Source organism: Xenorhabdus bovienii, assembly GCF_024721015.1.
In the GTDB taxonomy this organism is placed as follows: Bacteria; Pseudomonadota; Gammaproteobacteria; order Enterobacterales; family Enterobacteriaceae; genus Xenorhabdus; species Xenorhabdus bovienii.
Window position 1 is genome coordinate 1 of sequence record NZ_JANAIF010000007.1, and the last position, 12,358, is coordinate 12,358.

General features: G+C 45.0%; 10 protein-coding genes and 2 tRNA genes. 5 read left to right on the plus strand and 7 right to left on the minus strand.

All coding sequences use genetic code 11. The annotated features are described in order from the left end of the window. Positions 1 to 580 precede the first annotated feature (580 nt). Both NXS07_RS03465 and NXS07_RS03470 read left to right on the plus strand, forming a co-directional pair. Positions 581 to 934, plus strand: a complete 354-nt coding sequence (locus tag NXS07_RS03465; protein ID WP_071824483.1) for a DUF805 domain-containing protein — start codon at positions 581 to 583, stop codon at positions 932 to 934. Positions 935 to 1,210: 276 nt separating this feature from the next. Beyond that, entirely contained in the window at positions 1,211 to 1,642 is a 432-nt protein-coding gene (locus tag NXS07_RS03470) for a carboxymuconolactone decarboxylase family protein (RefSeq protein WP_038197021.1), read from the plus strand. A gap of 4 nt (positions 1,643 to 1,646) precedes the next feature. On the opposite strand, the gene pdxR is transcribed toward NXS07_RS03470, so the two are convergent. The 5 genes from pdxR to rsgA all read right to left on the minus strand — a co-directional run bounded on the left by pdxR (position 1,647) and on the right by rsgA (position 9,780). Beyond that, a complete protein-coding gene (gene pdxR / locus NXS07_RS03475; RefSeq protein ID WP_258086181.1) occupies positions 1,647 to 3,101 on the minus strand; it encodes a MocR-like pyridoxine biosynthesis transcription factor PdxR in 1,455 nt (484 codons plus the stop codon). Next, the gene (locus tag NXS07_RS03480; RefSeq protein WP_038205889.1) at positions 3,098 to 4,303 is read right to left on the minus strand and encodes an MFS transporter; all 1,206 of its coding nucleotides are present in this window, start codon (positions 4,301 to 4,303) and stop codon (positions 3,098 to 3,100) included. The genes pdxR and NXS07_RS03480 overlap by 4 nt, the downstream gene beginning before the upstream one ends. Before the next feature lie 12 nt (positions 4,304 to 4,315). Next, the gene (gene mscM / locus NXS07_RS03485) at positions 4,316 to 7,660 is read right to left on the minus strand and encodes a miniconductance mechanosensitive channel MscM (RefSeq protein WP_258086182.1); all 3,345 of its coding nucleotides are present in this window, start codon (positions 7,658 to 7,660) and stop codon (positions 4,316 to 4,318) included. 26 nt (positions 7,661 to 7,686) lie between these two features. Continuing rightward, positions 7,687 to 8,610 carry an archaetidylserine decarboxylase gene (asd, locus tag NXS07_RS03490; protein WP_046338127.1) on the minus strand — a complete coding sequence of 308 codons (924 nt, stop codon included), beginning with the start codon at positions 8,608 to 8,610 and terminating at the stop codon, positions 7,687 to 7,689. Positions 8,611 to 8,712: 102 nt separating this feature from the next. Further along, positions 8,713 to 9,780, minus strand: a complete 1,068-nt coding sequence (gene rsgA, locus NXS07_RS03495; protein ID WP_038218768.1) for a small ribosomal subunit biogenesis GTPase RsgA — start codon at positions 9,778 to 9,780, stop codon at positions 8,713 to 8,715. Positions 9,781 to 9,890: 110 nt separating this feature from the next. Between rsgA and orn the strand changes: the two genes are divergently transcribed. Both orn and NXS07_RS03505 read left to right on the plus strand, forming a co-directional pair. Further along, entirely contained in the window at positions 9,891 to 10,436 is a 546-nt protein-coding gene (gene orn / locus NXS07_RS03500) for an oligoribonuclease (RefSeq protein ID WP_038197016.1), read from the plus strand. Positions 10,437 to 10,666: 230 nt separating this feature from the next. Then, a tRNA-Gly gene (locus tag NXS07_RS03505) sits at positions 10,667 to 10,742 on the plus strand. Positions 10,743 to 10,822: 80 nt separating this feature from the next. On the opposite strand, the gene NXS07_RS03510 is transcribed toward NXS07_RS03505, so the two are convergent. Continuing rightward, positions 10,823 to 10,999, minus strand: coding sequence for a hypothetical protein (locus NXS07_RS03510; protein WP_258086183.1), 177 nt, complete (start codon positions 10,997 to 10,999; stop codon positions 10,823 to 10,825). A 351-nt stretch (positions 11,000 to 11,350) separates the two neighbouring features. Between NXS07_RS03510 and NXS07_RS03515 the strand changes: the two genes are divergently transcribed. Beyond that, positions 11,351 to 11,426: transfer RNA gene (locus NXS07_RS03515), tRNA-Gly, on the plus strand. A 179-nt stretch (positions 11,427 to 11,605) separates the two neighbouring features. Here the strand turns inward: NXS07_RS03515 and NXS07_RS03520 are convergent. Then, on the minus strand, positions 11,606 to 12,250 hold the full coding sequence (locus tag NXS07_RS03520; RefSeq protein WP_258086184.1) for a TetR family transcriptional regulator: 645 nt from the start codon (positions 12,248 to 12,250) through the stop codon (positions 11,606 to 11,608). Between the last annotated feature and the right edge of the window lie 108 nt (positions 12,251 to 12,358).

Below are 12,358 nucleotides of genomic sequence, written 5' to 3' on the forward strand. Positions count from 1 at the left end.
TGGACCGGAGGTAAACAAGGTTCTATCACTATCCATGCGTCATCAGGAATGTCGTAGCGTGCCATCATCTTTTTCCCGTATTGAAAACAAGTTAGATGATAATACTATCAATTTACATTAAGGGACACAGCCTAGTATTCATTCTGGGATAATAGGTAGATGTTAAAAATATGTAAACATCTCTGCTGTGAGCACCGCATTTTTTGATTTTCCCGTTGATGAGCCATCATATAGGATATTTTCAACTCAATATTGGTTTTTTCTACAAAAATAACTAAATTAATAATAAGTGTGCTGAATAAATTATTGCTAACTGTATATTAATAATGAATTATTTTGGTGTATTCCTCTGATAAGTTAATGTATAACTTTGATATGTGCCAGAGGTATCTATGTATATAGTGTTCCTGGTTTGGTATTTGGGAGAATTTCTGAATTCATTTCCTTATGATGCTGTCATAAACAACCAAATACTCTTATTTTGATTAGTAGATTATAGACTTTAAAATATAATTTGGTATAAAATCCGTCATCTTTTATAGTTTGTCTGCTTTTTTATATAATTCAAATAAGTGATATTATGAACTGGTATCTTAATGTTTTAAAGAATTACGCTAATTTCTCAGGGCGTGCACGTCGTAAAGAGTATTGGATGTTTACTCTGTTTAACTACATTGCCATTATAGTTCTTTGTGTTTTAGGGTCTGCAATCAGTGAAACTTTAGGTGTTGGGTTATTGGGGATTTATGCAATAGTGATTTTTATTCCTTCACTTGCAGTGATGATCCGTCGTCTCCATGATACCAATCGCTCCGGTTGGTGGTTTTTACTGGCTTTTGTTCCGATTTTAAGCATCGCGTTATTGGTATTCTTCTGCTTGGAAGGATCTAAAGGAGATAACGATTTTGGAGCAGATCCTAAAGGAATGCTTTAATATCTAAAAGTGCATCACTAATTGAGAAGTTGGTTTTGCATACTCATAAAACCGCCGATCAAAAATTATGATCGGCGGTTTTTATCTTTATAAATAATCACTATCCTACAAATAGGATATATTATTGCTCTGAATATGAGTGATTGTTTATCTGCTTTTTCTCTAAGCCAAATAACTTGTCATGGCTAAAAACACTCATCTTGTCCCTTATCCTAATTGATGGATTGTTATATCGTTTACCACATTCACAAAGATATGAGATAAGGAGTTTTATTCATGAGTAGTTTGCGCCTTGCCTATTATGATTTATCACCAGAGCTGTTACAGGGTTTCCGTACAATAAAGCAAGAGCTGGAAGAAAGTCCATTGGGTCTAGCACTGATTGAATTGGTCTATTTGCGTATTTCCCAAATCAATGGCTGTGCTTTCTGTTTGAACAAACACAGTCAATCCTTGCGGGAAAATCAGGAAACTGAACGCCGTTTGTCTGAACTGGCAGGGTGGCGTGTCAGCGGTCAGTTTACCCTGCGTGAAAAGGTGGCTCTGGAATGGGCTGAATCCCTTACTCATGTTGTTACAACACATGCGGATGACTATGCCTATTTACCGCTGAAAGACCATTTTACGGATAAAGAAATCACTGATCTGACCTTCGCGATTGCATTAATGAATGGAATGAATCGCCTTGCAATCGGTATGCGTCAGTGATCGTTTAATTACTGGTTCTTGATGTAGTAGGCAGGCATTTTTGCAGTAATTGAGCATGTTTCAAAGCATTTTCGGGGGTGGTTTCATTGGCAAAACTAAACAGTAATCCCTTGCCACAATCTGAGCTCAATCTTCGTGCGGACAAGGCGGTAATGCTAAGCCCATGCTCTCTGGCGAGTTGAGCCAGTGCTACATCATCTTCATAATGCGCAAGTCTTGCCAGCAAATGCAGGCCACCTGCGGGAATATCGAACCTCAGGCGGCTATCAAAAACTTGATTCAAACTCTCAATGACTATCTGGCGTCGCTGTGCATAGGCAGTGCGCATTTTACGTAAATGACGGGCGAAATGACCTCCCTGCATGAAATCCGTGACGACGGCCTGCTGTAATAAAGGACAGCCATCTTGCCGAGTGTGGCATACAGCATTAAATCTTGTTAACAGATGGGGAGGAACGACGAGATAGGCAAGCCGGAGTGTTGGCGTCAGAACTTTACTGAATGTGCCGATATACAAAACATTGTTAGATCCCAAACTGGCCAGTGCAGGGTGAGGGCGTCCATCATATTGATATTCACTGTCATAATCATCTTCGATGACAAAGGCATTATTCTGTTCTGCCCACGCTAAAAGCATCTGCCTTCGTGCCATTGACAGCGTAACGCCTAATGGGCTTTGATGTGCTGGTGTAACCAGAGCAAATCGTGCATTTGGGGCGAGTTCTTGAGCCCCCGAAATATTCATGCCCTCTTGATCGACTGGCACAGGAATAATTTCAGCGCCTATTTGAGATAGAAAATGTTGACTGGGAGGAAAGCAGGGATCTTCGAGCCAAACTTGATCCCGTGGTTGTATCAGGGTGTGAGCAATTAGGTTAAGAGCGCCGCGATAGCCAGCGGTGATAAAAATCTGCTGTGGGGAGCAGCTCACCCCACGTGATAATTGAAGATAAGCCGCAAGGGCTTCTCGTAACGGCAAATAGCCCTCAGGTTGCGGGTAAGACATATATCGGCTTTGCAAACGCAGTTGTTTGACGGTGAGGGTGTTCCATAATTTGCGGGGAAAGAGATCCAACGCTGGTAGCCCTAGTTGATAAGGTGAGGGATGAATGGATGAAGCGGAATCGAATAAAGATATACTAGTCACATCGATAGACGATGATATAAGTGTTTCAGGGGGCTGTAATACCCTGTCTGCAAGCCTTGGGGACACAATAGTACCGGCCTGCCCTCTGGCCTCTAGATAGCCTTCGTTCAGTAATAGCGCATAGGCAGATTCCACTGTACTGCGTGAAACTTGCAGTTCACTGGATAACGCACGAATAGACGGAACACGTTGTTCAGGTCGCAATATGCCCTGATTAATCGCTTGAATAAAACGCTGATATATTTGGCGGTATAAGGGCAAAGACACATGGTGTTGTAATAGTTTGTCAATTTGAAAAAGAGTTGTCTTCATTTCGCTCTCCCACGCATAACCAGATAAATCCATAAACCACCGAATACCATTGCTGCCATGAGCAGCGGTGTTTGTTTAGCAAGGTTGGATCCCAGCAGAGTACCAAAACAGACGTACCCAACAGGCACGGCAAGAAAGCGCGTAGAAGAAAACAGCGTCATTACCCGGCTAAACAGATTCTCTGGCACTTGGCGCTGGAGCAGAGTGATTTCAACTGGAGCAGAAAAACCAATGCAGCAACCGATAGCAAATAGCTGGGCAAAAAGAATATATTGCCCATTGAACAGATTGAGAGAGACCAGAGACAATACCAGCAGGCTATAGCCAGAGAGAATGATTTGGTTGCTGGAAAAATGCTTACCATAAATACCATACAACAAGGAAGAGAGCGTTGTGCCTAAGCCAAAGCAGGTCATGGAAACACCAAGGCTGACGACGGAATTAAACTCGACCTTATTCACATAAGGTAAATAAACGATCAGGAATGGAGCGATGACAAAATTGACCACCGAACTCAGGATAAGAATAGAAAACAGTTCCTTTTCTGACTTAACGTATTTGAGTGCTTCAAGGAAATAGTGGTGTGGCAGGGAAGGAACCTCAGTAACTTCATTGATATTGGTGACAAAATGTTTCTTCAGAATAATCAGCCCCAGCGCAACCACTAAAAAACTAACCGCATCGAAGTATAGGGCGTTGATTGTACCGAACAGGGCAATAATCAATGAACCCAATACAGGCCCAGTAAGGTCACAAATATTTTCAATGGTACTGTTGATTCCATTGATCAACTCATGTTCACTTTTATTCTGTTTAATCTCTTTCGCCAGCATTACGTCTTTTGCTAAACGTCCCGGAGAATCCAAAATTGTCGAGAATATCAGCAAAGTGGCCAACAGGTAAAAGTGCATGATATCCATTGTATAAAATACGGGGATCAGTAAGACGCTCAGGAAGTTCACCAAATCAGATAAGACTGAAATATGGAAGGCTCCGTATTTATCTACCAGTTGTGCGCTAAAGAAAATGGATAATATCAACGGCACTATTTTGGCAGACATCACGGCTGCGACCAGCAGTGGACTGCCTGATATTTCTAGAATCAGCCACGGAATGGCAATGTCTGTAATGGCGTTTCCCAAGATCGAAACGCCATTTAAAGCCAGTAATCCACTTATCTGAAAAGGTATACGCCTCATCATCTCGAATTGAGCTTATAGTTCTCCCGGTTTACGCGGTGGATTGCGGCCCGAAATATTGGTTGTGGCACTGCGGATTTCTTGTCCGAAGATATCAACACGTGCCTGAAATGGCGGGAATGGTAGGGTAATGCCGTGTTTGTGGAACTCCTGCAAAATATATTGATGCACTTCATGGCGGGCGGGCATACGATGCCCCATCTCCGCTGCGTAAGCGCGCAGTTCGTAAATTTGAATACCGTTTTGTAAATCAACTAGATACACTTCTGGCATCGGGTTATCAATAATTAATGGTGACCGTCTGGATGCGGTCATTAATATGTCAGTCGCTTCTGCGGAATCAGTTTCAGCCGGCACCGGGATCGTTAAGACGATACGGGTGATCGTGTCAGACAGTGACCAGTTGATGAATTGCTCGGTAATAAATGCCTTGTTGGGAACAATAATTTCTTTTCTGTCCCAGTCTGACAGCGTTGTTGCCCGCGTATTGATCTTCGTGATGCTGCCAGTCAAATTACGGATAGTGACGGTATCGCCAATCCGGATGGGTTTTTCGAACAAAATAATCAGGCCAGAGATAATATTGGCAAAAATTTCCTGTAACCCAAAACCCAGACCCACACCCATTGCAGCAATCAGCCATTGAATCTTCGACCATTCAATGCCAACCAGCGAGAAACCCACAATCCCACCAATCAACGTAAGGCCATATTTGGTTAGTGTCGTGATGGCGTAACCTGTGCCCGGTGTCAGTTCCAGATGCTGCAACAGGGCAAGTTCCAGCAGCGCGGGTAGGTTGCGGACAAGCTGCGTGGTGATGACGATAACTAAGATCGCAATCAGAACTGACCCCATGGTAATTGGCTGGATGGTATTGACCCCGTTGACCGTCGTGCTGACGTCCCACAACCGGATATTCTCCAGGAAAGAGAAGGCAGAATGTAATTCTGACCACAGCAGAATCAGTGAAACCAACGCAATCATCGTCAGGATCGAGCGTACCAGCCCCAAAGACTGGGCGCTGATTGCATCCAGATCGATCACCGGTTCTTCAACTTCAATGGAGCCTTCCACGCTGCTATTAGTATTGGCCGTCTCTTCTTCGCTTTTAGCGCGTTGAGCCAGGATCTCTGCTCGGCGTTGTTTTGCTCGCTCAAAGGCGAGTTTTCGCCGCTGGATCAGCATCCAACGGCGAATAATATGGTAGATAACCAGCAGGGAGAACCAGATGGCGACAGAAGTTTCTAAACGTCCCAGCAGCGCCTGTGAAGTTTGCAGATAGCCGAGTATAGACGCAAGAGCGGCCAAGATCGGGGCAGAGAGCAGTATCCACCACAGAACAGAATTGATGATATTTTCGCCTGAACCGTGTTTGTCCATGTACAGTGGTACTCCGGCGCGTTTTAAGCTGCTGGTCACCAGGCTCAGGGAAACGCACAGCATCAGGAAGCACAGCCTGCCGAGTGTCGCGGCAAATTCGCGATCACTGTAATTATTGAACGTGATCAACGCCATCATGAGAGGCACAACCAAGAAAATAGACAGACGATAAAACCGCATTGCCCGTTTTATGCGTTCTTCAGGCCAGCGGAAGTGGGAGATGAACAGACCATTCGGATTGGCAAATGACGCACTGAGCATGAAAACCCACAGGACTGGCGTTGTCTCACTGACACCGAGCCCAATCGCGGTGGCCATCGGGTACTGCCATGCATTTTGCAGCCCATAACCAATGGCTGACCAAAGTATCGGCAGGGGCAATGCAGCGACAATAGACCAGAAAACGGTACGCAGGGTAAGCGAGAAATGATCTTGTGTGACTTTGCCAATGCGGTTGCTGGAGCGCTCAAGGAACGCATGATATTGACGATGTGAGCTGATACTGAAAATCACCAGCAATAGCGTACCCAGTAAATAGAGCAGGGTATCTTTCGTGGTCAGCATAACGTGAATTGCGACCCCTAGCTGAGATAACGTATCCAGAGAGAGCAGCCGTGTCAGATCCTGAACGACAAGCAACGGATAGTCTAGTGAAATAGGATTGACATCCGTGACCCAGAACAGGTATCGATGGGTAGCATCCTTTATCTCTTTTAAAGCATCATTTAACTGGTTGGTTGCGACTTTGAGTTTTGTGAGTTCCAATATTTCATTGTCATAACCTGAGAGCAGGGAGTTCAATAACTCTTTTCTGGTACGGATAAGAGATTCATAGACCTGCTTTTGCCCTGATGTCAGGTTTTGAGGCGAAGGCAATGCTTGATCATTTTCCTGCTGGGAGCGCTCCTGCATTTCCTCATATTTCAGTCTTTCGACCCGCAATTCCACAATATTTCGGTCAAGTTGCTGGGATTTCGGCACATCAGGGATGCGGGTTAATTGAGTTCTTAATGCTTCACCGAGTGCGGTTGAATCACTCAGCCATTCCGCTTGTTCACGGATGGTATTGAGTGTTCGGCGTACTTGTAGAATATCGTTAGCAGCTTTGCGTTGCTGTGAGCCAATGGCCTCCATGCGTTGGGTTTGTTGACTGAGCAGTTGTGACAGCTGGCGGTTTTGATGGAGCTCATCCAGCAAAAACTGTGGTAGTTTTCCACCCGCCTGTTCCGCCAGCATTTCAGTATGTTCGAGGGCCGATTCTGCTTTCTGCTGGCGTTGAATGTTTAATTGGTTGCGTAATTGCTGGAGTTTGAGATCCAGACGTTGATAACGTTTTTTAAATAAATCTGCCCGCATGCGGGCGATTTCCTGCCGATTATTAGCAGAAAGTTGTGACATCTCCAGTTCATTGGTGACCGCTTTGCGGGCACTGACTTCGGCCTGAACAAGTTTCAATTGGGCTTCGGTCAGGGGTGTCGGAGGCGTACCCAAGGATTGGAGGCGGGAAGTTGCCTCAGCCAGCAGTCGTCTCGCTTCAACCTGCTGTTGGGGCAGCAGGTTCATTGAATCACTGATTTCCCGGATCTTATCCTGTTCCTGTTGTAGTTGGCGCTCTTGCTCCAACAACTGGCTACTGGTCTGGAGAGTCTGCTGCTCTAACTCACCGATAGACTGATTGGCCGGAATTGAGGGGACAATATCACTTTCAGTAAGAGTTTTTTGACGCAATTCTTTGATGATCTTGGGAAAATCATCAATAGTCTGTTGGTATGTCTGGCTGCGTTCATTGGTGGACTTAGCATCGTTAAGCCAGTTTATTGCCCCTTGAAGTGCCTGTGCGATTTCAGCATCCTGTGGATTTTTACTGCCTCCAACCTGTTTTAGCTCTTGTTTCAGTTGGGTTTCATCCAACTGTGCTATCGAAGCGAAAGCCGGATTCGCAAGAAACAGGCTGAAAAGTAAACTGATAATCAGGCGCACAATAAGGGGCTCCTTGGTGGTGAAAATTAGCTGATGATATCTTTGTTCATAGATTCATCATCTGCATTTGCTGCCTGCTCTTCATTTGCTGTGACAGCCTGCGCCAACAGGTCACCCATCAGGGTTTGTGAGCCGCTGTATAAATTATTGGCAAATTGAATCTGATTGGGCGCAAACAGGTTAATCACCGTTGAACCCAGTTTGAAACGCCCCATTTCTTCTCCTTTCTTGAGAGAAATCGCGCCTTCCTGACCTGCTGCTGGATAAGCCCAACGCTTGATGATGCCTTCACGCGGTGGTGTGACACAGCCGCTCCAGACGGTTTCGATACTGCCGACAATAGTTGCACCAACCAGAATCTGTACCATTGGACCGAAAGCTGTATCAAACAGGCAGATGACCCGCTCATTACGTGCAAACAGATTAGGGACATTTGCTGCGGTTAATGGATTGACTGAGAACAGCTCGCCTGGAACATAGATCATCTCTTTCAGTACGCCGTCACACGGCATATGGACACGGTGATAATCTTTGGGTGATAAGTAAGTTGTGACGAAATGGCCATTGCGGAATTGTTCAGCAAGTTGATGCTGGCCGGCCAGCAGAGCTTCTACGGTATAGTAGTGACCTTTGGCCTGAATAATTTGATCGTCACGGATCATCCCGAGCTGGCTGATGGTTCCGTCTGCTGGCAGCGCCAACTGGTGAGCTTCATTGACGATGGGACGAATGCCTTCTTTTAATGGGCGGACAAAAAATTCATTGAATGTTGAGTAAGCTGTGAATGAAGAATTTTTGGCTTCATTCATATCTACCTTATAGACTTTGGCGAAAGATTGAATTGCAAGCTGTGTCAACCAGCCCGCCTTTTTATTGGCGAACCAGCCTGCCAAATTAGTAATACATTGTTTTGGCAGTAAATATTGCAATTTAATTTTAATATTATCCAGCACATCAACCTCTTGGATTTTTGATAGGCAAATTGGGCAAAAGTCTACTATTGTACCCGCCATTATGTTGAATGTCAGGGTAACGTATCGTTAATTATTGTCTTATTTTTGGACATCCGTGAAATTTCTTCGTGGTTTAACCTGCGCCATGCTTTCTAGAATTCGATGGTAATTTTCGAAACGCTCTTCTGCAATTGCTCCTTGCTCCAGTGCTGCATTCAAGGCACATCCGGGATCAGCCTGATGTTTGCAATCACGGAATTTGCATTCGCCAATGTATTCACGGAATTCAATGAAACCTTGTGTTACCTGTTCTGGCGTTAAATGCCATAATCCAAATTCACGGACGCCAGGGGAGTCGATCACATCGCCTCCCTGTGGGAAGTGATACAGGCGTGCGGTTGTGGTTGTATGTTGACCCAGGCCGGAGTTATCCGATACTTCATTGACCAGAATATCTTTTTCATCGTCTGGCAGCAGGGTATTCAGCAAGCTGGATTTTCCAACCCCAGATTGCCCCGCAAAGATGCTGATTTTATCCACCAGCTGGGAAACTAGCTCGGATACGCCTTCTCCGGTATGGCTGGAAACTTCCAGTACGCGATAGCCAATGTGGCGGTAAATGTCCATGACACTGTTGACCCATGCACGACTTTCGGCATCCAACAGATCGATTTTATTGAGCACGATCAGAGGCTCAATATTAAGTGTTTCACACGCAACCAGATAACGATCGATAATATTCAGCGAAAGTTCAGGCAAGATAGCGGAAACAATCATGATTTGGTTGATATTGGCTGCAATGGGTTTAATGCCATCGTAGTAATCAGGGCGAGTAAGGACGGAGGTGCGTTCATGCACAGCTTCCACGATCCCATTGACCTTGACATCAGTTTGGAGCTGTAATGTGGGTCGCCATACGACGCGATCACCCGTGACCAGTGAGCGAATTGTCCTGCGAATATTGCAGCGCTGTATGGAAGCATCTGCGGCTTCAATATCTGCATGCTGCCCGAATCGGCTGATAACCAGCCCTTCCTGTGGCTCACCAAACAGGCTGTCATCCATTTCTGGTTTATTGGCAGCCCTGTCGAGCGGCTGCTTCAGCCTGCGCTGGTGATTGGCCTGAACACGGCGTTGCTGCCCTTTGGAGAGTTTATTCTTAGCCACCGAACCTCACTTATTTCATCTATTTTGCTGATTATCGCTGTGAGTGATCAAAAACGTTATGATACACCACTGATACAGACTATCTGTTTTGAAGGAAACTAGGATATATCATGTCAAAAAATGAGAACAATCTTATCTGGATAGATTTAGAGATGACCGGTTTGGATCCAGAGCGCGATCGCATAATCGAAATCGCGACTATTGTCACCGATTCGGAACTGAACATCCTTGCGGAAGGGCCAGTTATTGCGGTGTATCAGCCTGATGAACAACTGGCATTGATGGATGACTGGAACGTGCGAACGCATACTGCAAGTGGGCTGGTTGAGCGTGTGAAACAAAGTCAGTTTGGTGATGTGGAAGCAGAAAAAGCGACGATTGCTTTTCTGGAGCAGTGGGTTCCTGCGGGAAAATCTCCTATTTGCGGGAACAGTGTGGGTCAAGATCGCCGTTTTCTGTTCCGTTATATGCCAGAGTTGGAGAAATATTTTCATTACCGCTATCTGGATGTCAGTACGCTTAAAGAATTGGCTCGCCGCTGGAAGCCTGAAATGTTGTCGGGGTTCAGCAAAAAAAATACTCATCAGGCATTGGACGATATTCGGGAATCAATTGCTGAGTTGGTGTACTACCGCGAGCACTTTATCCAGAAATAAAAAAGTGTGTTTGGTGTAAGGGGTGTACGATAATTAATCTCTGGATTGATGATGAAACGGATTGTTTGCTGATTTAATCATCAATCAGAGAAAAGAACGCGATTTTTTGTGTTGGGGGGCTTGTCAGGGCAATGATTTTTCGTATAATGCGCTCCCCGTACCGATGAAGAATTTCAACAGTACGGCATACCGAAAGTACTACGCCAAAAGTACCACGCATCGATATGTAAGCGGGAATAGCTCAGTTGGTAGAGCACGACCTTGCCAAGGTCGGGGTCGCGAGTTCGAGTCTCGTTTCCCGCTCCAATTCTTATTATGTAAACCTCCACGCAAGTCTGCTTTCCTTTGAAAAGAATTCGTCCAGTGTTTGTTAATCCGAAAAAAAATTAGTGGGAATCCATCGGCAATGCCAGGCCGCTGTTGATGACCGATACATGGACGCTATTGACCATCGGGCCAGTACTTGTCACTCGTGCTGCACCGATACGGCCCACTAGAGGCGTTGCTATCCGTCCTGTTGCGATGAGAGCGATTGCAAACGGCAGGAATGCGGTTGCTGTCATGAGCGGTGTCCATCCGAAGATAGAGCGATATGCTGCCATTCAATGTAATGATTGAATGATAGGTGATTATGACTTTAATCTTTCGTCAATGGTTAGCAGAGAGTGACATATTGACCCTGCTATGCGGCAGAAAAATGAGGGCAACAACGGGTGTAAAATGTCCATGTCACGTCAGTTAGAATGTATTTTGAACGTTTGGTATTGGGTTGTGTGCAAAGGGCTTGCCATCTTCTCCAAACAAGTCCATAATAGCGCCCATCTTGGTACGTAAATATAGAAAAATTCCTTTAAATCAAATGGTTATAGGATGTTCGTATCTAGAAATTAAGGCTGACAGTAGTCATCAGCAATGCGGGAATAGCTCAGTTGGTAGAGCACAACCTTGCCAAGGTTGGGGTCGCGAGTTCGAGTCTCGTTTCCCGCTCCAAATTCAGGACTGTAGATTTTTATGAAAGTCTGCAAGTCACAGAAAAAAGGACCGAAAGGTCCTTTTTTCGTTCCAGTGATAATGACCAAAATCCACTCGCATCCAGTGCTTTTTAGCCGGTCGTTAATAACCCCCTGCCTGCGTTTACCCGAACTTTTCGGTTATCTAGGGTAAGGTCACTAGATATCTGGCTGATTGTTTGCTGGAAAGTTGAGACCATTCTCGATAATTAGAAATACTTCATCAAGAACATCAGAGTAAAGCATAGAAGAGTGTTTTTTCCGCTTCCAAACGTCATATGTAGCCCAATGTGCATAATCTAAAACGCCGGCTAAGACGCCTGGTCTAATATCTATTTTAGGGTCGGTTCCCATACGTTGAGCGATTAACGAAATGATAGGGGGTTTCCGATCCTCTCCGCGCTGAAGATTTTTTGCCCGAATTAAAGGATGGTTCCTTATCAAGTCTTGAAGGGTCATGAAACAGTTCGTATTAAAGCCATAAGAACCTCCTTCGCATCTTTTCATAATTTCGACAGCTGTATGCCGTAATGCTGATAACGCGGGTTCATGAGGCGGACGGCGGATGAGTGCGGCAATAAAGTCTTTGTGTTCTGCCTCTTGGTAGTCAAGGACAACATCTTCCTTTGAGGAAAAATATCGAAAAAAGGTGCGGGTAGAAACGTCAACTTTTTCAGTGATATCTTCTACTCGAGTTTCATCAAATCCCTTAATAGCAAAAAGTTCGTAAGATGTCTTAATTAGGGCATCCTTCAGCATAAGCTTCTTCCGCTCACGGCGGCCAACTTTTTCTCTATCTGTCACGCGCCTGTTTCCTCCTGTCTGGAATAAGTGATCTGTGTTTGAACCTCCATTATTGCATAAAAGGACACTTATGTAATAGTTGACTAGTGATACTATTAGCAAAATGTC

What these genes read in the sequence shown, in the direction of transcription:
- NXS07_RS03465 (WP_071824483.1), top strand. Translation starts at nt 581, where the DNA reads ATGAACTGGTATCTTAATGTTTTAAAGAATTACGCTAATTTCTCAGGG.
- NXS07_RS03470 (WP_038197021.1), top strand. Translation starts at nt 1,211, where the DNA reads ATGAGTAGTTTGCGCCTTGCCTATTATGATTTATCACCAGAGCTGTTA.
- pdxR (WP_258086181.1), bottom strand. Translation starts at nt 3,101, where the DNA reads ATGAAGACAACTCTTTTTCAAATTGACAAACTATTACAACACCATGTG.
- NXS07_RS03480 (WP_038205889.1), bottom strand. Translation starts at nt 4,303, where the DNA reads ATGATGAGGCGTATACCTTTTCAGATAAGTGGATTACTGGCTTTAAAT.
- orn (WP_038197016.1), top strand. Translation starts at nt 9,891, where the DNA reads ATGTCAAAAAATGAGAACAATCTTATCTGGATAGATTTAGAGATGACC.
- NXS07_RS03510 (WP_258086183.1), bottom strand. Translation starts at nt 10,999, where the DNA reads ATGACAGCAACCGCATTCCTGCCGTTTGCAATCGCTCTCATCGCAACA.